The sequence below is a fragment of the Flagellimonas baculiformis genome, assembly GCF_033441575.1.
Classification (GTDB): Bacteria; Bacteroidota; Bacteroidia; order Flavobacteriales; family Flavobacteriaceae; genus Flagellimonas; species Flagellimonas baculiformis.
In genome coordinates this window covers 139,030-158,276 of the sequence record NZ_JAUZVW010000004.1, presented here as the reverse complement: position 1 = coordinate 158,276, position 19,247 = coordinate 139,030, and the positions used below count along the sequence as shown (strand labels likewise).

The window sequence follows — 19,247 nt, the reverse complement described above, 5'->3', positions numbered from 1 at the left end:
TCCAATATCTATCATCTAACCTCTTTTGAGCAGCAATTCGTACTTTTAATCCCCACCATTTTTTTGATGATCGTACATTACTGATTGTTTATTGAACATTGATATTTGAATAACATGCCTGAACAAAAAAGACTTTTCCTTCTCGACGCCTACGCACTTATTTTCCGTGGCTATTATGCCCTCATCAAAAACCCAAGGATCAATTCCAAGGGTATGGACACCTCCGCGATCATGGGTTTTATGAACTCCCTTTTCGATGTGATCAAGCGGGAACAGCCGGATCATTTGGCCGTGGCCTTCGACAAGGGCGGCAGTGTGGAGCGCACCGAACTTTTTGAAGCCTACAAGGCCAATCGGGACGAGACACCCGATGCCATTCGCATAGCCGTACCCTTCATCCAACAAATCCTGAAAGCGATGAAGATTCCCGTCGTGGAACTGAACGGTTATGAAGCGGACGACCTCATCGGCACCTTGGCAAAGCAGGCCGAAAAGGAAAACTACAAGGTGTTCATGGTGACGCCGGACAAGGATTTTGGCCAGTTGGTGAGCGAGAACATCTTTATGTACCGCCCGGCCCGATTGGGTAATGGCATCGAGATCTGGGGCATTCCCGAAGTCAAGAAACGCTTTGGGGTGGAACGCCCCGAACAGGTGATCGATTACTTAGGGATGATGGGCGATGCGAGTGACAACATTCCCGGACTGCCAGGGGTGGGCGACAAAACCGCCAAAAAGTTCCTTGCCGACTTCGGTTCTTTGGAAGGTTTGCTGAGCAATACGGACAAACTTTCGGGAAAAATGAGGGAAAAAGTGGAAGAGAATGCCGAATTGGGCCGACTTTCTCGAAAATTGGCCGAGATCAAGACCGATTGTGAGGTAACCTTTCACGCTGAAGATTATGAAATGTGTCCGCCTGATTTCGAAGAAGTACAAAAGATCTTTGAAGAGCTCGAATTCCGAAGGTTGAAGGAGCAGTTCATCAAAATATTCTCCGGTGAGGCAGAGGCCGGAACACAGGTGACCAGTACGGAAACCGCAAAACAAGAGGCCAAGGTGGCTGGCAGCGGACAGTTTACCCTATTCGGGGGCGACCCTACCGAGGCCCCGGCGACCATCAAGGATGTGAGCGGACGGAAGACCATTGCCGATGTTTCCCATTTTTATCAGACCGTGCAAAAGGGGCTGGCCATGGAACTGTTCCTGGAAACCTTGATGAAGCAACCTGCCGTGTGTTTTGACACGGAGACCACCTCCATCAACCCCTTGGAAGCGGAACTGGTGGGGATTGCTTTCAGTTGGTCGCCCGGCAAAGGGTTTTACGTGCCCTTTCCCGAATCAAAAAACGATGCCATGCCCTTGATCGAGAAGTTGCGTCCTTTCTTTGAATCGGAAACCATCCAAAAAATCGGGCAAAACTTGAAGTATGACATCAAGGTGATGCTCAATTATGGTGTGGAGGTCAAAGGAACGTTGTTCGATACCATGTTGGCCCATTACCTCATCAACCCCGATATGCGCCACAACATGGACGTGCTCTCGGAGACCTATCTCAACTATACGCCCGTATCCATCACCGAACTCATCGGCAAAAAGGGCAAGAACCAGTTGAACATGCGGCAGGTGCCATTGGACCAGCAGACCGAATATGCCGTGGAGGATGCCGATGTCACCTATCAGTTGGCGCAGCATTTTGCTCCTGAGCTCAAAGAGACGGGCACCGACAAATTGTTTGCCGAGATAGAGGTTCCGTTGCTACGCGTTTTGGCGGATATGGAACGGGAGGGCATCAACCTGGATGAAGCCTACCTGAAAGACCTCTCGACTGCGCTCGAGGCAGACATTGCGGAGTTGGAAAAGAAGATTTACGAGCAGGCCGGAGAGCAGTTCAATATTGCTTCTCCCAAACAGTTGGGCGATATCCTTTTTGAGAAATTAAAATTGGTGGACAAGCCCAAAAAGACCAAAACAGGGCAATATTCCACCGCAGAAGACGTGCTTTCCTATCTTGCCAAGGACCATGAGATCATCCAAAATGTATTGGACTACCGCGGACTCACCAAACTGAAGAGCACCTATGTGGATGCCCTACCGAATGAAGTGCAAAAACACAGCGGCCGGGTACACACGGACTATATGCAAACGGTGGCCGCTACGGGCCGTTTGAGCAGCAACAACCCCAATTTGCAGAACATCCCCATTCGCACAGAGCGGGGCCGACAGGTGCGCAAGGCGTTTATCCCAAGGGATGAAAACTATGTTTTACTTGCGGCGGATTACTCCCAGATAGAACTCCGCATCATTGCAGCTTTAAGTGAAGAGGACACCATGATCTCCGCTTTTAAACACGGGGAGGACATCCATGCTTCCACAGCATCGAAGGTGTTCAACGTGCCGATCGGAGAAGTGACCCGCGAGCAGCGCAGCAATGCCAAAACGGTGAACTTTGGGATCATTTATGGGGTATCTGCGTTTGGATTAAGTAACCAAACCGACCTGAGCCGCACCGAGGCCAAGGACCTTATCGATACGTATTACAAGACCTATCCCAAGCTGCGGAACTATATCAGCGAGCAGATAGATTTTGCCCGCGAACATGGCTATGTGCAGACCATTTTGGGCCGAAGACGCTATTTAAAGGACATCAATGCCGGGAACCAAGTGGTGCGCGGGGCCGCGGAGCGCAACGCGGTGAATGCGCCCATACAGGGAAGTGCGGCGGACATCATCAAGATTGCGATGATCAACATCCACAAAAAACTATCCGAAGGAAAATACAAAACCAAGATGTTGCTGCAAGTACATGATGAATTGGTGTTCGATTGCTACAAGCCCGAATTGGAGGACATGAAAAAATTGATCAAATCCGAAATGGAGAACGCTTACCAACTCTCCGTGCCCTTGGATGTGGAAGTGGGCGTGGGCGAAAATTGGTTGGAGGCGCATTGATATTGAACTATTAATACCAAGTAACAATGAAAATAGCATTATTACTCTCTCTATTTGTCAATTTCAGTGTCTTCGGACAAAGTTCAGATATGAAACCCATCCAAGAGGATACTCTTTATCACTCAACTTACCCGGAAGGAGTATATGTGACCAAAGCTGATTTCGTCAATAAAACTCCAAGTGAAAATTACAAGGTATATCCTGTTGATTTATTTGGCGGGGAAAGACTACCAGAGGTTTCCAAAGTGCATAACTGTTATTTTTTTGATGTGAAGACTTCGCAAAAAGCCAAGAATGTTTTTGCCGTATCCTTTAATGGGTCCCTCTATTTCCAAATCAAGGCCATTTTAAAAAACAGGAACAAAGATGATAAAGCCCAAAGTGCCAATCGTCCCAATTCGTTCGTAATGGCGATTATGGGAGGTGAAAACTATCTGTATACCGAGGCTGAGCTGGTAAATAAATGGGCCGCTGGAACCGCTGTTAACTTTGGTGCGGCTGGAGGTGCAATTTACCAAGACCTCATTATGGGAAAAGGAATTGTTTGGGACTTTAAAAAAGAAGAGTTCAACATTTTCATATCTTGTAAAGACTATAATGAGTTTATAGAAGACAAGTTGGCCACTGGGTTACAAAGTTGTGAACAGCACGACCCCGATATGTTCGAGGTAAGAAAAGCCATATCGGAAATCAAATAACCTCATTCATCACCAAAACACTGTCAACCGATAAAAATTAACACCCTAACCTCAAAAGAATTCAATAAACATCATCTCTATTCTTCAACCATTACACCCATCTATTCACTTTCTACAATGGAAACAACCATAGAACTCCTCTATTTCACCGGTAAAACCTGTGGGGTGTGCAAAGTGCTCAAACCAAAATTGTTGGAAGCCGTTGGGGAAAATTTCCCCAAAGTAAATATACGTGTGGTGGATGTGGAAGAGGAAATGGAATTCAGAGGGCAATGCATGGTGTTTACCCTCCCCGTGGTCATCATCAAAGTGGATGACAAGGAGATATACCGTTTTGCCAGAAGTTTTTCGGTGTATGAAGTAGTACAGAAACTTGAGCGACTGAGCGGGAAATAAAGTTTCCTATATCCATATTTATCATATTTGGATATATTTTTTCTGCCTTAGATTAAAAATTGGAGGTCATGAACATCAGTTTTACCAAAAAACAAGAAGCATACATCAATGAGCAGGTCGCTTCAGGTGAATATCAAAACAACAGTGAAGTCATCAGGGATGCATTAAGGTTGCACAGCATTTATAGGGATAAAGTGATCCAGGACTTGAGAAAGGAAATCGAGAAAGGATGGGATGGCCCGGATAGCAAGTTGAGCATTGGGCAGATCATTGCATCCAAAAAATAATGGCATATTTACTTGTCCTTTCGGAAGAAGCCGTTGAAGATATCGACGAAATTTTCGGGTTCGGGGAACATAAGTTCGGAAAAGCTCAGGCATTACACTATTTATTGGGACTTGAACAACATTTCAAAAAGCTAAAATTCAATCCATTCATAGGTCGGGAGCGTAATGAGATCAAAGTAGGCCTCTACAGTTTACCCTATGTTTCCCATACTTTTTTTTCCGCATCCTAAAGAACAAAATCAGAATTGTCAGGGTACTGCACGGTAGTCGAGACCTCATAAAATTCCTCCAGTAAGGCCCTATATTTCAACAAATAATGCCTTTTTTAAAAAATATCCGCTCCTCCTAAATTTTCCATCAACGGATCGAACAATTTTATACCTTCATTCGAAAATCCATTACGTATAAAATGATTCATCCCGATACAGAATTGCGCTTTATCAGCAACGAAATTGGCTACGGCGTCGTGGCCACCAAATTCATTCCCGCAGGGACCATTACCTGGGTGCTCGACGAGTTGGATCGCGAGTTCACCCCTCTGGAATTGCAACGGATGGACCCCATCTACCAAAACATCCTGGACACCTACACCTTTCGGAACAACAAGGGCAACTACATCCTCTGTTGGGACAACGGGCGCTACGTGAACCACAGTTTCAACTCCAATTGTCTTACCACTGCCTACGATTTTGAGATTGCCATCCGCGACATCCAACCCGGGGAGCAGCTCACGGACGACTATGGCTACCTCAACATCCCCATTCCCTTTAGGGCCGCCGATGAGGGCACCCGCCGAAAAGTGGTGTACCCCGACGACCTTCTGAAATACTACAAGGTCTGGGACAAAAAAATTGAGAAGGTGTTCGGCCACATCACCCAACTACAACAACCCTTGCGGCCCATCCTTACCGAGGGGCTTTGGAACAAGATCGAACACATTATAGGCGGCGAAGAGGAACTCGAATCCATCTTGGCCAATTTCTATAACGGAAACCATGTAGCACATTCCAAATAACCCACCAAAAACCAAAAAAGGCACCCAATTGGGTGCCTTTTCCATTCTTCTTCATAACAATTTAATTGCCAAAACTATTGGCCAGTCGTGGTCTTGGGCTTTTGCTCCGCATAAACAAATCCGTAAGCGGTTTAAAGTGTCGCTTCCACTGAAATGGAGCAAAGTCGAACCACAATTTTACTTCAGTGGCCTCGCCACCTTCCACTTGGAAACCATCTTCGATGGCAAAATCCAATCGGTCGAAGGTGTTGGCGGATTCCTCCAGCCCATCCTCATAGACAAACTGGTTGCCCCAACCTGCCAGATAAAACCGGAGTTTGGTATAATGGCCCGCGGGCAGGGAAAGTACACTTTTGGAACGCAGAAACGTCCCAGATGGTATTCCCTTTAGGGAAACCGGGTTCTGGCCCGGGAAATCCATGATAAAATGTTCCTTGTCATCTGCATCAATGGCAGAGAACTTTGTAATGTTCAACAACATTTCCGAGACTTTCAGCGTGGTGGCGGCCTCGTTTTTCAAGATCAATTCCTTGATGGTCCGCTCCTCTGCATACCAATCACCAATGGCGTTGGGGGCAAAAGGGACGGTGGACCATATCGTGGGATAAAAGCTCATTTTTTTCATAGCGCGTATATTTTGGGTTATACGGGTACAAAGTTGGAGCAAACCCATAGCCTGGGCGTCCAATAAATTGACCAGTTTATATGCTGTATTACCTCGAAATGCAGATTTTAAGATTTCTTTAGGTTAAAATGACATAAATTTCATAATACAGTGATTACAATTGACCCCATAATCTGGCAACACCCAAAACTCCCAAGATGAACATGGTGGAATATCAGCTTTTGGCAGTGCTAAAAAGACTATATTTCTTTCCGTAAAATCATTGAATGAAAATCAACGTCCTATTTCTGATACTGGCCCTACTGGCGGAGGTTATTGGCACTATTGGCGGCTTTGGGTCATCGGTCTTCTTTGTGCCCTTGGGAAACTTCTATTTTGATTTTTACTCCGTTCTGGGAATGACGGCCATTTTTCACCTCTCCAGTAACATCAGCAAAATATTCCTGTTCAAAAAAGGGCTGGACAAGAAGCTATTACTCTACATCGGCGTGCCTTCCGTGCTGTTCGTGATCATCGGTGGGTTTTTGTCGAAAATGGTGGACAGTGGTGCCCTGGAAATAGTCTTGGGGATTTTTTTGGTGGTCTTCAGTCTGCTGTTCCTCATCAAAAGTGAAATCGTGGTGCTGCCCAATAAGAAGAATGCCATGATCGGGGGAACGTTGTCCGGGTTCTCGGCAGGGCTTCTGGGTACAGGTGGGGCCATCCGCGGCCTCACGATGGCCGCCTTCAATCTGGAGAAAAATGCGTTCATCGCCACTTCGGCCTTTATCGATTTCATGATCGATTTCTCACGCACCTTTGTGTACTACGACAACGGCTATATCGGAAAACAGGAGTTGACCTACCTCCCTTTTTTATTGGTCATTGGTTTTGTGGGCACGTATTTGGGCAAGAAAATCTTGGCTTACATCCCGCAGGAAAAATTCCGAAAGTTGAGCCTTATTTTTATCTTGATCATCGGTCTGGCCACCATTGTCCAGTTGATGGTGAAACACTGGGGTCAGTTCCCCTCGTAATTGTCCCCCATTTGGTCCAAAACCCTTAAAAAGGTTTCAAACTCCACGGAATCGATTTTTTTTACGGCCAGTTTTCGCAAGTTCAGGGCGCTGGGCAAGGTCAGTTCAATGATTTTCCTCCCCTCCTCGGTGAGTTCCAGTTTAAAACGCTTTTGGTCACCCTCGAACCGGGTCTTGGTGATCCACCCCTTGCGTTCCATACCACCGATTACCCTGGAAATGGTGGCACGGTTGCGGAAGTTACCCTTCACGATCTCCCTTTGGCTCGCCTCATCGCCCAGTTCATAAATCTGGTGCATGATCACCCACTGCTCGATGGTCACCTCCACCCCCAGTTCATCAAAGGCCCTCAAATAGGCTTTTTGTATTTTGCGGAGCACTAGGTCCAAGTGCAGCCCTATCCCCTGTATTTCATCAATCCGGTTGAGCATTCCAAAACTAATTGCCACAAAAATAGGGATTCAGTTTTTGATGTCTTTCCCACCAGAGGAAATTGACCCTCAATTTTAACCCAATTTTATCCCCAAAAGTACAGAAGTGAGTCAAAAAATACTTATTTTTGTTGTTAATGCAACAAAATAGAACTAAACAATAAATCATACAGAACATGGCTACATCAACACTTCCTAAGACGCAAAAGGGTACCGAACAGGATTTTATGCCCATCAACGGCACGGACTATATCGAATTGTATGTGGGCAACTCCAAACAGGCCGCCCATTTTTACAAGACTGCTTTTGGATTCCAATCCTTGGCAAAGGCAGGCCTAGAAACCGGTTTGAAGGATCGGGAAAGTTACGTAGTGGTGCAGGACAAGATCCGTTTGGTGCTGACCTCTCCCCTAAAAAGTGGCACCGAGATCGGGAAACATATCGACAAGCACGGTGACGGCGTCAAGGTAGTGGCCCTTTGGGTGGACGATGCCACCTATGCCTACAATACGGCCATGGAACGTGGTGCCAAATCCTATATGGAGCCCAAGGTTGAAGAAGATGCTAGCGGAAAAGTGGTGCGCTCGGGTATTTACACCTATGGTGAGACGGTCCACATCTTTGTGGAACGAAAAGATTATAACGGTACTTTTCTACCTGGTTTCAAGAAATGGGAAACCCCAGATTACAACCCGCCTTCCACCGGCCTAAAGTTTGTGGACCATATGGTGGGCAACGTAGGCTGGAACCAAATGGACCATTGGGTGAATTTTTATGAAGATGTATTGGGCTTCCGCAATATTCTTTCGTTTGATGACAAGGACATTTCCACAGAATACACCGCCTTGATGAGCAAGGTGATGAGCAACGGGAACGGACGCATCAAATTCCCCATCAATGAACCCGCCGAAGGAAAGAAAAAATCCCAAGTGGAGGAATACCTCGATTTTTATGAGGGTGAAGGCGTGCAGCACGTTGCCGTGGCCACGGATGACATTATCAAGACGGTCCGTGATTTGAGGAGCCGCGGGGTGGAATTCCTTCAGGTTCCCGCTACCTACTACGATGCCGTAACCGATCGGGTGGGCGAAATCGATGAGGACATCGCCCCATTGAAGGAACTGGGCATCTTGGTGGACCGTGATGACGAAGGGTACCTACTCCAGATTTTTACCAAGCCTGTGGAGCCACGTCCAACCATGTTCTTCGAAATCATCCAAAGAAAAGGCGCACAATCGTTTGGAAAAGGTAACTTTAAGGCACTGTTCGAAGCCATTGAGCGCGAACAGGAGCTAAGAGGCACTTTACATTAATATGTTATGAGTGATGGGTTAAGAGTTATGAATCTGATTAACTTTTAACTCTGAACTCCGAACTCTAAACTGAGAAAAAATGCCCATATACCACAAACTCGGGAAAATTCCGCAGAAACGGCATACCCAGTTCGAAAAACCGAACGGGGGGCTCTATTACGAGCAGCTTTTCGGCACCATCGGTTTCGATGGCATGTCGTCCCTGTCCTATCACGTCCATCGTCCTACGCAGGTGAAGGAAATTGGGAAGGCCATTGACGTATCGCCCAACATTGCGGTGGAAAAGAACATCACCAGCAGAAAACTTATCGGCTTCGATGTAGAACCGAAGGATGATTTTTTGGATGCCCGCGAACCCCTTTTGGTGAACAGCGATGTGCACATTGGTTTGGCTGCCCCCAAGAAGTCCCTCACGGATTATTTTTACAAGAATGCCGATGCCGATGAGATGCTTTTCATCCATAAGGGATCGGGAACCTTGAAAACTTTTTTGGGCAACATCCCTTTCGAATATGGGGATTACCTCGTCATTCCCCGCGGGATGATCTACCAAATCGAGTTTGATACCGAGGACAACCGCATCCTGTATGCGGAATCCTTTCATCCCATTTATACTCCAAAACGCTACCGAAACTGGTTTGGGCAGTTGTTGGAGCATTCCCCCTACTGTGAACGGGACTATAAATTGCCACAGGACCTTCAGACCTTTGATGAAAAAGGAGAGTTTTTGATGAAAATCAAAAAGCAGGGCATGTTGCATCAATTGGTGTATGCCAGCCATCCTTTTGATGTGGTCGGTTGGGACGGATATAATTTTCCCTACGGATTTTCCATCCACAATTTTGAACCCATCACGGGCCGAGTGCATCAACCGCCACCGGTACACCAAACGTTTGAGACGAGTGCCTTTGTGGTGTGTTCGTTCTGCCCAAGGTTGTACGACTACCACCCGAAAGCCATTCCGGCTCCTTACAATCATTCCAACATAGACTCCGATGAGGTGTTGTATTATGTGGATGGGGATTTTATGAGCCGCACCGGGATTGGACCGGGATACATTTCGTTGCATCCGGCAGGTATTCCGCACGGGCCACACCCAGGCACTTATGAAGCCAGCATCGGCAAAAAGAGTACAGAGGAACTGGCAGTGATGATCGACACCTTCAAACCGTTGAAAATCACCGAAAACGCCCTGAAAATCGACGATGGTAAATATTACAAATCGTGGTTGGGGTAATTATTAAGGCCAAATGCCTTCTGTCTTTTCGAGCGCAGTCGAGAAATGAAGGTCTTTTATTGCTCTCGACTGCGCTCGAGCTGACATAAAAACACATTTATGATTATAAACATCCCAGAAAACTCAGATTTTTCCATCCATAATATTCCCTTCGGGATTTTTTCCACTGAAGACAGGAGCCCACGTGTGGGCGTAGCCATTGGCGAACATATTCTCGACTTGGCTGCCGTGGCGGAACTCGATGTGTTCGAATTCAACACGGCCGTTTTGGAAAAGGATACCCTCAATGATTTTATTTCCCTGGGGAAGGAAATCACCAATCGGGTGCGGAAAAAAATCCAATATTGGCTAAAGGACAATCAATCCCCATTGGCTGGAAAACCGGAACTTTTTGTGAAGCAGTCCGAAGCCCACATGCACATGCCCGTTTCGGTGGGGGACTATACCGATTTTTACTCCAGCATAGAACACGCCACCAATGTGGGCAAGATGTTCCGTGATCCTGAAAATGCCCTTTTGCCCAACTGGAAACATATTCCGGTGGGCTATCACGGCAGAGCAAGTTCCATTATTGTGAGCGGACAACCCATCCATCGACCCAAGGGCCAGACTTTGCCCAACAATGCGGATGCTCCCGTCTTCGGACCCACACAACGATTGGATTTTGAACTGGAAATGGGCTTTATCTGCGGTAAGGACACCCAATTGGGCGAATCCGTCTCCACCGAAGAAGCCGAGGATTACATCTTTGGCTTGGTCTTGTTCAACGATTGGTCGGCAAGGGACATCCAAAAATGGGAATATGTGCCCCTCGGACCCTTTTTGGCCAAGAACTTTGCTTCTTCCATCTCGCCTTGGGTGGTGACCTTGGAGGCCTTGAAACCGTTCAAAGTGGCAGGACCAACCCAAGAACCCAAAGTGCTGCCCTATTTGGCCTATGAGGGTGAGAAAAACTACGATATCAATCTGGAAGTGGGCATTACGCCCGAGGGGAGCGAAGAAACTACGGTTTGCCATAGCAATTTCAAGTATATGTATTGGAATATGGCCCAACAGTTGGCTCACCACACCGTGAACGGCTGTAACATTAATGTGGGTGATATGATGGCTTCGGGGACCATTTCCGGTAAAGAAGATGATTCCTTTGGCTCGATGTTGGAGCTGGCCTGGATGGGAACCAAACCCGTAAAAATGAAGGATGGTTCGGAACGCAAGTTTATCAACGATGGCGATACGGTGACTCTTCGCGGTTTCGCCCAAAATGGCGATATTAGGGTTGGATTCGGGGAAGTTTCCACCAAAGTGCTTCCTGCGAAATAACTGGGTAGCTGAGCGGAGTCGAAGCTACCGAGTCTCAAATAGTGGCTTCGACTACGCTCAGCCACCTTATGAATTACGACATCGACTCCGCTCAGTCGCCTATGCTTTAAAAATATACCATGATCAAAACCGTAAACCCAACCCAAGTAAGTCAACCTGAACTGCACAGTATTCTGCTCACAGCGGTGGCCCCAAGGCCCATCTGTTTTGCCAGCACCATCGACAAAGATGGGAATGTGAACCTGAGCCCGTTCAGTTTTTTCAATGTGTTCAGTTCCAATCCGCCCATCATGATTTTTTCGCCTTCGCGAAGCGGTAGGGACAATTCCTTGAAACATACCCATGAAAACGTATTGGAAGTCCCCGAGGTGGTCATCAATATTGTGAACCACAACATGGCGGAACAAATGTCACTTTCCAGCACAGCCTATGCCAAAGGGGTGAACGAATTTCAAAAGGCGGGATTTACCGAAGTGCCCAGTGAAAAGGTGCGACCACCCCGCGTGGCCGAATCCCCCGTTTCTTTTGAGTGTACGGTGCAAGAGGTCATCGAATTGGCCCAAACCCCGGGAGCGGGCAACCTGATCATCGCGAAAGTGGAACTCATCCATGTGGACGATGCCTATTTTACCGATGGCATTCTTGACACCGAAAAATTAGACCTTGTAGGCCGTATGGGAGGCAATTGGTACATCCGGGCCATCAAGGATTCGCTGTTTGAAATTCCAAAACCGCTCCGCACCCATGGCATTGGGGTGGATGCCTTGCCAAAAGGCATTCGGGAAAGCGAAGTACTTACCGGAAACAATCTGGGACGACTGGGCAATGTGGAAAGTTTGCCAACAACATCCGAAGTTGAAATCATCATAAAAGCGGATGGAGTGGCAAATCTGTCTAAAAAGGAACTCCACACTTTAGCCCAACAGCTTTTGGAAGCCGGGGATACGGAAAAGGCCATGGCTCTTTTGCTTTATGGGGAAAGATTATAAAAATCAGTGGGTTTACTCTAAATCACATTATAAGATGAGAATTCCAATATTGATGATTTTAACGATTATAATTTGTTCTTGTGGAAAGAACTCCAAAGACTACAATGCATTAAAAGAACAAATTGAACTCGGTCTTGACAAGGATCAAGAAATCAGGAAAAAGTTCATGGATAAATATCAAGAAACAGGAAATATAGATTTAGAATTAAACCGGAGAATGGGACAAATTGATTCTATTAATCAGATATATGCTTTTAGGTTCCTTGATATATATGGATACCCAAAATATTCAGAGGATGGCCGAAAGTTATGTGAAGGCATCTTTTATATACTTCAACACAGCAATCAACAAAATATGAAAAAGTATGTTGACGAATTAAAAGAAGCAGCTTTTAAAGGGGAAGCTTCCCTAACTCATTATGCACTTATGAAAGATAGGATTCTTATGAATGATGGGAACAAACAGATTTATGGCAGTCAGCTAAGCTCATATAAAGATAAGAATGGGCATATAACCAACAACTTCTTCGTTTGGCCAATAAAAGACCCAACTAAAGTTGATAGCCTTAGAAAAGCAATGGGATTCAAAACCACCGTAGCAGAATATGCAAAACAGATGAACGCAGAGTATAATGTAGATGAAACATTGCCAACATCTAATTAATTCGACCAACATTCAAATAAAGCATGAAAAAAAACATCGAATCCATCTTTAAGCCCCATTTGGAGCCCAAAGAGGTATATAAAGGAGGAAAGAACATTCCGCCATCCAATAAAAAAATCTATAAACTGTCGTCCAACGAAAATCCCTTGGGTGCATCACCCAAAGCGGTTGCGGCTATGAAAGCGGCCTTGGAGCATATCGACATCTACCCAGACCAAACCGACATCCGCCTTCGGGAAGTCTTGGTCAAGGATTTTGATGGAAAACTACGCACTGACCAATTTCTTTGTGGCAACAGTGGTTCGGAAATCATCGATATCCTTTTGAGGGCCTTTATCAATGAAGGGGACGAGGTCATCTATTCCAACCCCTGCTTTTTGCCCTATTCTGTTTTTTCCAGATGGTATGGAGCCAAGACCATCGATATTCCTTTGCTTTCCCCTAACTACAATTTGGATGTGGAAGGGATTTTGAACGCCATTACGGAACGGACCAAGATCATTTTCCTGACCAGCCCGAACAACCCAACGGGCACCTATATTCCCAAACCCGTGTTGGACGACTTTTTGGAACGGGTTCCCAAGAACATTCTCATCGTTTTTGATGAAGTCTATCGCCACTTTGCGGATGCTAAGGATTATGTGACCGCCCTGCCCTATGTTCTGGCAGGACACAATGTACTTGGCCTCAACAGCTTTTCCAAAACCTATGGGTTGGCGGGTCAGCGAATCGGCTATGCCTACACCACCACTACCATTGCCAACTATATCCGGTTGATCCAAAAACCGTTTTTGCTGCCCTTGACGTCCATCGAGGCAGGCATCGGAGCCTTGAACGATTCGGAGTTTATCGAAAAAACGGTACAGACGGTTCTCGATGGTAGAACCTATCTCGCACAGGAATTCGACCACCTCGGTATCCAATACTGGCCCAGTCAGGCCAACTTTTTTATCATAGACCCTCCGTTGCCTGAAATGGAATTCACGGACCGGATGATGGAAGAAGGCATTATGGTGCGGCCCGTTTCGCAATTTGGTGCCCCCGGAAAAGTTCGTATCACCATAGGTGACGCTGAAGCCAACGAGGCATGTGTTAAAGCGATGCGGAAAATAATGGGCGTGTAGCCGTCATGCTTCGACTTCCTGCCCGTCCGGCAGGCTGGCGCTCAGCATCCATGTAAAATGAATGTCAGTTCGAGTTTTTTCCTTTAGGAAAAAGTATCGAGAACTATTATTTTCCTTCGATTTTCCTACAACACAAATCGATACGTTGCCTTCAACAAAAAGATATTCTGGGGCTTCTGTCCAAATATATTATCCCCCAAACTGGGCAATAGTCCATCCGTAGGGTCACCACTTCGGGACACATCCTGCGACCAGACCAAGAATATCTCGGAACCGGGTATGTACTCCCATCGGACCACCAAATTGGAGCGGAACTGCACGAAGGAGAAATCAGGGTTGTCAAAACTGAAGTCCGCAACATTGTCCAGATCTTCATCAATGGCATACACCCCATCTCTCAAAGTGGCTTGGTTGGCCCCATACTGCACAAATCTATCCTCAAACCGCTTGGCCGTGGCATCGGTAATATGCTTGAAGTTGGAATACCTACCCCTCGAAATAAAGGGCTGCCCCCAATATTGGATGGTCAGGTTGGGGTTGATGGTATAGTTCAACCGAACGGACATGCTCAGGGTGCGTTGGTCTATCTCCCCGTTCAGATATCTTGGGGAACCGCCCACGTCATCAAAATTGTCAATGAACTGGAGTTGGTCCCTGTTGATGTTCAGAGATGGGAAAGCAGAGATCCTTAAGGCATTTGTGGGTTGATAAATCACCCCTCCTTCCACATAATAGGACCTAAAGGAATTGTCCACCGCTTTCCGACCCTCATGGTAAATACTAAAGATCAATTTCTTCCGACCATCCGTTTCCACACCGTTCCAAAAACTCATCCATGGTGACAGTCGCAACCTCGGCCCTCCCCTGAGTGCAAAATTGGAATATTCGATGGGCGCATAGTTGAACCCAAAATTGCTGAACCAGTTTCCCTTCCAGTTCTGCCAACTGTTGGTATTGAACTGCATATAGTTATGGTTCCCCCCAAAGTCCCAGGCTGTCCAATGGTTGTAGTTGATGCCCACCTGCCTGAACGTACTGTCGGGTTTCAAGGTTCGGTACCCTATCCAAGTATAGTGTCGGATATCGTCCGCTTGGCGTTGGAAGCCAATATCATTGAGTTCGAGTTCCGGGGATCTCCACGTGCCGCCCGACTCGAACCTCCAATTTCCCTTGCCCAGTTTACCAATTTGGACATTTCCCCCAGTACCCGTCAATGAGGTCCTGGTAGTGTCCACAGAAACATGGTCGGCATCCACCCTATGGAACAAATGCGCAATGGAACGTTGGGTACCGCGGATGGCCTGCTCGCTTCCGGTCACATGGCTCAGAATGATGTCGCCTTCCACATACCAGTCCCTATTGTTCCACTGGTGTTTGAAATCAAGGGCACCTGTATATGCGGATTGGTGCAAAAAGTCAAGTTCTTGAGGCAAATCTTCCCTATTGGTCGAGGTAAAAATTCCACCAACATAGGAATTTCGATTGTTGAAATCCTTTTGCAATCTGCCCACAAAATAATTGGTCAGGGGTTCCACGGTCTCTTCCCTGCGATTGCCATTTTCATCGACAATGGTGGCCTGCCGCCGTCCGGTGACGCTTTCCAATACCCCAATGGCCCATCCATTCTTCGTCTTTCCACTGAATTTTGCCGCACCGATGATCGGTGTGTTGTCCGGTTGGTCCACAAACTCCCCATCCATCGTGCTGGGATACCCTTGTGGGCTTCTTCCGATCCGTCTGGAATAAAACACGTTATCGGAACCAAAGGTATTGCCCGCCTCCGATTGCGAAACACTGAAGTCAAAAATGTTCTTGTTCTCCACAAAGAAGGGCCGTCTTTCCTGAAAGAATATCTGGAAACCGTCCAAAGCAATGGCCGAAGGGTCTGCGTCCACCTGGCCAAAGTCAGGGTTCACTGTGAGGTCCAGGGTAAGGTCGTTGGTGATCCCGATCTTGGCATCCAATCCACCCGTTATGTCACTATCATTGCCATCCTTAAATGGGTTTCCTTCCTCCGCTTCGTAGGTTTCCATTCGGGCCACGGTATAGGGTTGTATCTCCAATTGCTTTTGCGGTTGGATGTTCTTCAGACCGTGCAGTTCGCCAAACTCACTGACGAATCCGGCCACATCCCTAGGTAGGCGCTGCCAAACGGAGCGTTCCTCGTTCTTGAAATAGCGTCTCATGACCTGAAGCCCCCATACTTGGTTCTCCTCGTTGCCAAACTTGATCTGACTGAGGGGAATCCGCATCTCGGCCGTCCATCCTTCACTATCGGTATGGGTCTTTACGTACCAGATCGGGTTCCAACTATCATCCTCATTGGCCCCGTTATTGGATTCAAACACATCCCCTTTTACCCCGGCTGCAGTGACGATGAAACCAAAGGCGGTCCTTTGGTCGTGGTAACTGTCAATGAATACCCCGATCCAATCGCCCTCAAAGCCATCCCGCCTCGATAAGCGTTTCATGATCTTGTCCGGTTCGGTATCAAAACATCGGATACCTATATAAAGTGACTTTTCGCCATACACCATCTTAAATGCCGTCTGTTGTCCGGGTGGGGTATTCTCATCGGGTCGTTGCTCAATGAAGTTGTCCCCCCATTCCACCAGATTCCAGGCCGGATCGTCCAAAATACCATCAATGGTAGGTGGGGTTTCACTGCCCAAATCCTTGGTCATATAAATTTTCTTGGGGACCACATTGGTGGTGTCCTGGGCTTCAAGTTGGAAGGTAAGAAGGGTGAGTAAAATAAAAGGTATATATTTCACTTGTCCGTTTATTGATTGGTTTGATTACCCTAAAGACCACGTTAATATGGGTTAGTTACAGCACTCTTGTTTTTTAAGTTTTTTTTAACGTTTAAAGCGTGATGTTTGTACTGTTTTTGTGCGGAAGATGAAAAAATGAAAAAAGGCAAAAAAATATTCCCAATCAACCGTTTGTAATTCAATCTAATAATTGTACATTTGCAGCCCGTTTATCGGGATAGGTATTTAAATCAATAATATTCTAGAAGTGGACACATTAAGTTATAAGACTATTTCCGCCAATAAATCTACCGTTGACAAGCAATGGTTATTGGTTGATGCAGAGGGGCAGAACTTGGGAAGATTGGCATCAAAAGTGGCCAAATTGCTTAGGGGGAAATACAAGACCAACTTTACTCCCCATGTGGATTGTGGGGACAATGTAATAGTCATCAATGCCGAGAAGGTGAACTTGACCGGCAACAAATGGGATGACAAAGTGTATTTGAGATATACCGGGTATCCCGGTGGACAGCGTTCCGCTACAGCAAAAGAAGTATTGAAGAAACACCCTGAGCGCATTATCGAAAACTCCGTGAAGGGAATGTTGCCAAAGAACAAACTTGGTGCTGAAATCTACAGAAACCTAAAGGTTTATGTAGGTGCCGAGCACGGACAGGAAGCGCAAAAACCAAAGGCAATAAACTTAAACGACTACAAATAAATGGAAGTGGTTCATAAGATAGGAAGAAGAAAGACCGCAGTGGCCAGAGTATATGTCTCCGAAGGATCTGGAAACATAACCGTGAACAAAAGGGACCTTAACGATTACTTTAGCACTGCCACTTTGCAGTACAAGGTAAAACAACCTTTCACCCTTACCGAGACCGAAGGAAACTATGATGTAAAGGTCAATGTATATGGTGGAGGGATCACCGGTCAGGCAGAGGCAGTTCGCTTGGCATTGTCCAGGGCCATGTGCGAGATCAATGCTGAGAACAGGGAAGTCCTGAAGCCAGAAGGCCTTTTGACAAGGGATCCAAGAATGGTGGAAAGAAAGAAATTCGGTCAGAAGAAAGCCCGTAAGAAATTCCAATTCTCCAAACGTTAATATTGCGGTGCCTCGGCACCTCTATATAAGTTCATTGAAAACCCTGGAAACCATTTTCAGGGTTAAATTTTTAACCAAGTTGTCGTTGTTCCAAAAGGAAATAAAAGAATCGACTTTTTGGAATTTAGTTTAGCATCTAAATGGGTTGGGCGAACCTAAAAGTGACCACCAACGCATTGCTACTACAACGGAACGTAAACTAAGTACAAAAAAATGGCAAGTAAAATTGAAGTAAAAGACTTACTGGAAGCAGGTGTGCATTTTGGACACCTAACACGAAAGTGGAATCCCAACATGGCTCCCTACATCTACATGGAGCGAAACGGTATCCACGTCATCAATCTCTACAAAACTGTAGCAAAACTTGAGGAAGCCAACGAGGCCCTTAAGAAAATTGCGGCCTCTGGACGAAAAATCCTTTTTGTGGCCACCAAAAAACAAGCGAAGGACATTGTTGCCGACAAGGTATCCAAAGTGAACATGCCCTACATCACAGAAAGATGGCCCGGTGGTATGTTGACCAACTTTGTCACCATCCGTAAGGCAGTCAAGAAAATGGCCGCCATTGACCGTATGAAAAAAGATGGGACCTTTGACACCCTTTCCAAAAAAGAAAGATTGCAAGTGGACCGTTTGCGTGCCAAATTGGACAAAAACTTGGGCTCCATTGCGGACATGACCCGTTTGCCAGGTGCACTTTTCATCGTGGACACCATGCGTGAGCACATTGCTGTCAAGGAAGCGTTGAAATTGAACATCCCTATTTTCGCGATGGTCGATACCAACTCCGACCCAAGACCCATCGATTTCGTTATCCCTGCCAATGATGACGCCGGAAAATCCATCGAGGCCATTTTGGAAGAAGTGACCAAGGCTGTGGCCGAAGGTTTGGCCGAGCGCAAAAATGATAAAGGCAACGACAAAGATGAAGACGAGGAAGAAGAAGTAACACAAAAAGCTGTTGCCATCGATGAAGATGATGAGGATGATGTAAAACCTTCCAAAAAAGGGAAGGCAGTTGCCAAAGACGTAAAACCAGTGAAAGCTGAAAAGGCAAAAGTCGATGACCTGACCAAGGTTGAAGGCATTGGCCCCAAAGCAGCCGAAGCATTGGTTGAAGCTGGGGTATCCACCTACGCCAAGCTTTCTGAAACATCTGCCGAAGAGATCAAGGAAATCCTGACCGACGCGAGCTCTACCATGGCCCATTTGGATCCAACTTCTTGGCCAAAGCAAGCCAAAATGGCCGCTGAAGGGAACTGGGACGAATTGAAGGAATGGCAGGACAGCGTTAAAGGAGGGGTTGAATAAACCATCTT

19 protein-coding genes are annotated in these 19,247 nt (G+C 46.5%); 16 read left to right on the top strand and 3 right to left on the bottom strand.

Going from position 1 to position 19,247, the window contains the following annotated elements:
- The first annotated feature begins 114 nt into the window (after nucleotides 1–114).
- The 6 genes from polA to SD450_RS07455 all read left to right on the top strand — a co-directional run bounded on the left by polA (nucleotide 115) and on the right by SD450_RS07455 (nucleotide 5,345).
- A complete protein-coding gene (gene polA / locus SD450_RS07480) occupies nucleotides 115–2,949 on the top strand; it encodes a DNA polymerase I (protein ID WP_318343968.1) in 2,835 nt (944 codons plus the stop codon).
- Between the two features lie 89 nt (nucleotides 2,950–3,038).
- Complete coding sequence (locus tag SD450_RS07475; RefSeq protein WP_318343967.1) at nucleotides 3,039–3,647, top strand: hypothetical protein; 609 nt, start codon at nucleotides 3,039–3,041, stop codon at nucleotides 3,645–3,647.
- Nucleotides 3,648–3,764: 117 nt separating this feature from the next.
- On the top strand, nucleotides 3,765–4,043 hold the full coding sequence (locus tag SD450_RS07470) for a thioredoxin family protein (protein ID WP_318343966.1): 279 nt from the start codon (nucleotides 3,765–3,767) through the stop codon (nucleotides 4,041–4,043).
- A 68-nt stretch (nucleotides 4,044–4,111) separates the two neighbouring features.
- Nucleotides 4,112–4,330, top strand: a complete 219-nt coding sequence (locus SD450_RS07465) for a type II toxin-antitoxin system ParD family antitoxin (RefSeq protein ID WP_318343965.1) — start codon at nucleotides 4,112–4,114, stop codon at nucleotides 4,328–4,330.
- The gene (locus tag SD450_RS07460) at nucleotides 4,330–4,560 is read left to right on the top strand and encodes a type II toxin-antitoxin system RelE/ParE family toxin (protein WP_318343964.1); all 231 of its coding nucleotides are present in this window, start codon (nucleotides 4,330–4,332) and stop codon (nucleotides 4,558–4,560) included. The genes SD450_RS07465 and SD450_RS07460 overlap by 1 nt, the downstream gene beginning before the upstream one ends.
- A 179-nt stretch (nucleotides 4,561–4,739) precedes the next feature.
- Complete coding sequence (locus SD450_RS07455; RefSeq protein ID WP_318343963.1) at nucleotides 4,740–5,345, top strand: SET domain-containing protein; 606 nt, start codon at nucleotides 4,740–4,742, stop codon at nucleotides 5,343–5,345.
- 61 nt (nucleotides 5,346–5,406) lie between these two features.
- Here the strand turns inward: SD450_RS07455 and SD450_RS07450 are convergent, their stop codons facing one another.
- Nucleotides 5,407–5,970, bottom strand: a complete 564-nt coding sequence (locus SD450_RS07450; protein WP_318343962.1) for a hypothetical protein — start codon at nucleotides 5,968–5,970, stop codon at nucleotides 5,407–5,409.
- Between the two features lie 266 nt (nucleotides 5,971–6,236).
- Here SD450_RS07450 and SD450_RS07445 point away from each other — a divergent pair, with 266 nt between their 5' ends.
- The gene (locus SD450_RS07445; protein WP_318343961.1) at nucleotides 6,237–6,986 is read left to right on the top strand and encodes a sulfite exporter TauE/SafE family protein; all 750 of its coding nucleotides are present in this window, start codon (nucleotides 6,237–6,239) and stop codon (nucleotides 6,984–6,986) included.
- Here the strand turns inward: SD450_RS07445 and SD450_RS07440 are convergent.
- Nucleotides 6,971–7,417: a MarR family winged helix-turn-helix transcriptional regulator gene (locus tag SD450_RS07440; protein WP_318343960.1), complete on the bottom strand. Its 447-nt coding sequence runs from the start codon at nucleotides 7,415–7,417 to the stop codon at nucleotides 6,971–6,973. The two genes, SD450_RS07445 and SD450_RS07440, sit on opposite strands and share 16 nt — an antisense overlap.
- 176 nt (nucleotides 7,418–7,593) lie before the next feature.
- Between SD450_RS07440 and hppD the strand changes: the two genes are divergently transcribed.
- From hppD to SD450_RS07410, 6 genes are all read left to right on the top strand, one after another.
- On the top strand, nucleotides 7,594–8,730 hold the full coding sequence (gene hppD / locus SD450_RS07435; RefSeq protein WP_318343959.1) for a 4-hydroxyphenylpyruvate dioxygenase: 1,137 nt from the start codon (nucleotides 7,594–7,596) through the stop codon (nucleotides 8,728–8,730).
- 79 nt (nucleotides 8,731–8,809) lie between these two features.
- The gene (locus SD450_RS07430; protein WP_318343958.1) at nucleotides 8,810–9,967 is read left to right on the top strand and encodes a homogentisate 1,2-dioxygenase; all 1,158 of its coding nucleotides are present in this window, start codon (nucleotides 8,810–8,812) and stop codon (nucleotides 9,965–9,967) included.
- 99 nt (nucleotides 9,968–10,066) lie between these two features.
- On the top strand, nucleotides 10,067–11,287 hold the full coding sequence (gene fahA / locus SD450_RS07425; protein WP_318343957.1) for a fumarylacetoacetase: 1,221 nt from the start codon (nucleotides 10,067–10,069) through the stop codon (nucleotides 11,285–11,287).
- 119 nt (nucleotides 11,288–11,406) lie between these two features.
- Nucleotides 11,407–12,276: a flavin reductase family protein gene (locus SD450_RS07420; RefSeq protein ID WP_318343956.1), complete on the top strand. Its 870-nt coding sequence runs from the start codon at nucleotides 11,407–11,409 to the stop codon at nucleotides 12,274–12,276.
- A 34-nt stretch (nucleotides 12,277–12,310) separates the two neighbouring features.
- Entirely contained in the window at nucleotides 12,311–12,940 is a 630-nt protein-coding gene (locus tag SD450_RS07415) for a DUF6624 domain-containing protein (RefSeq protein WP_318343955.1), read from the top strand.
- Between the two features lie 23 nt (nucleotides 12,941–12,963).
- The gene (locus tag SD450_RS07410; RefSeq protein WP_318343954.1) at nucleotides 12,964–14,064 is read left to right on the top strand and encodes a pyridoxal phosphate-dependent aminotransferase; all 1,101 of its coding nucleotides are present in this window, start codon (nucleotides 12,964–12,966) and stop codon (nucleotides 14,062–14,064) included.
- 125 nt (nucleotides 14,065–14,189) lie between these two features.
- Here the strand turns inward: SD450_RS07410 and SD450_RS07405 are convergent, their stop codons facing one another.
- On the bottom strand, nucleotides 14,190–16,838 hold the full coding sequence (locus SD450_RS07405; RefSeq protein WP_318343953.1) for a DUF5916 domain-containing protein: 2,649 nt from the start codon (nucleotides 16,836–16,838) through the stop codon (nucleotides 14,190–14,192).
- Between the two features lie 247 nt (nucleotides 16,839–17,085).
- Here SD450_RS07405 and rplM point away from each other — a divergent pair, with 247 nt between their 5' ends.
- The 3 genes from rplM to rpsB all read left to right on the top strand — a co-directional run bounded on the left by rplM (nucleotide 17,086) and on the right by rpsB (nucleotide 19,239).
- Entirely contained in the window at nucleotides 17,086–17,541 is a 456-nt protein-coding gene (rplM, locus tag SD450_RS07400) for a 50S ribosomal protein L13 (protein WP_151889912.1), read from the top strand.
- On the top strand, nucleotides 17,542–17,928 hold the full coding sequence (gene rpsI, locus SD450_RS07395; RefSeq protein ID WP_318343952.1) for a 30S ribosomal protein S9: 387 nt from the start codon (nucleotides 17,542–17,544) through the stop codon (nucleotides 17,926–17,928).
- 213 nt (nucleotides 17,929–18,141) lie between these two features.
- Entirely contained in the window at nucleotides 18,142–19,239 is a 1,098-nt protein-coding gene (gene rpsB, locus SD450_RS07390; protein ID WP_318343951.1) for a 30S ribosomal protein S2, read from the top strand.
- Nucleotides 19,240–19,247: the final 8 nt, after the last annotated feature.

What these genes read in the sequence shown, in the direction of transcription:
- polA (WP_318343968.1), top strand. Translation starts at nt 115, where the DNA reads ATGCCTGAACAAAAAAGACTTTTCCTTCTCGACGCCTACGCACTTATT.
- SD450_RS07475 (WP_318343967.1), top strand. Translation starts at nt 3,039, where the DNA reads ATGAAACCCATCCAAGAGGATACTCTTTATCACTCAACTTACCCGGAA.
- SD450_RS07470 (WP_318343966.1), top strand. Translation starts at nt 3,765, where the DNA reads ATGGAAACAACCATAGAACTCCTCTATTTCACCGGTAAAACCTGTGGG.
- SD450_RS07465 (WP_318343965.1), top strand. Translation starts at nt 4,112, where the DNA reads ATGAACATCAGTTTTACCAAAAAACAAGAAGCATACATCAATGAGCAG.
- SD450_RS07460 (WP_318343964.1), top strand. Translation starts at nt 4,330, where the DNA reads ATGGCATATTTACTTGTCCTTTCGGAAGAAGCCGTTGAAGATATCGAC.
- SD450_RS07455 (WP_318343963.1), top strand. Translation starts at nt 4,740, where the DNA reads ATGATTCATCCCGATACAGAATTGCGCTTTATCAGCAACGAAATTGGC.
- SD450_RS07450 (WP_318343962.1), bottom strand. Translation starts at nt 5,970, where the DNA reads ATGAAAAAAATGAGCTTTTATCCCACGATATGGTCCACCGTCCCTTTT.
- SD450_RS07445 (WP_318343961.1), top strand. Translation starts at nt 6,237, where the DNA reads ATGAAAATCAACGTCCTATTTCTGATACTGGCCCTACTGGCGGAGGTT.
- SD450_RS07440 (WP_318343960.1), bottom strand. Translation starts at nt 7,417, where the DNA reads ATGCTCAACCGGATTGATGAAATACAGGGGATAGGGCTGCACTTGGAC.
- hppD (WP_318343959.1), top strand. Translation starts at nt 7,594, where the DNA reads ATGGCTACATCAACACTTCCTAAGACGCAAAAGGGTACCGAACAGGAT.
- SD450_RS07430 (WP_318343958.1), top strand. Translation starts at nt 8,810, where the DNA reads ATGCCCATATACCACAAACTCGGGAAAATTCCGCAGAAACGGCATACC.
- fahA (WP_318343957.1), top strand. Translation starts at nt 10,067, where the DNA reads ATGATTATAAACATCCCAGAAAACTCAGATTTTTCCATCCATAATATT.
- SD450_RS07420 (WP_318343956.1), top strand. Translation starts at nt 11,407, where the DNA reads ATGATCAAAACCGTAAACCCAACCCAAGTAAGTCAACCTGAACTGCAC.
- SD450_RS07415 (WP_318343955.1), top strand. Translation starts at nt 12,311, where the DNA reads ATGAGAATTCCAATATTGATGATTTTAACGATTATAATTTGTTCTTGT.
- SD450_RS07410 (WP_318343954.1), top strand. Translation starts at nt 12,964, where the DNA reads ATGAAAAAAAACATCGAATCCATCTTTAAGCCCCATTTGGAGCCCAAA.
- rpsI (WP_318343952.1), top strand. Translation starts at nt 17,542, where the DNA reads ATGGAAGTGGTTCATAAGATAGGAAGAAGAAAGACCGCAGTGGCCAGA.
- rpsB (WP_318343951.1), top strand. Translation starts at nt 18,142, where the DNA reads ATGGCAAGTAAAATTGAAGTAAAAGACTTACTGGAAGCAGGTGTGCAT.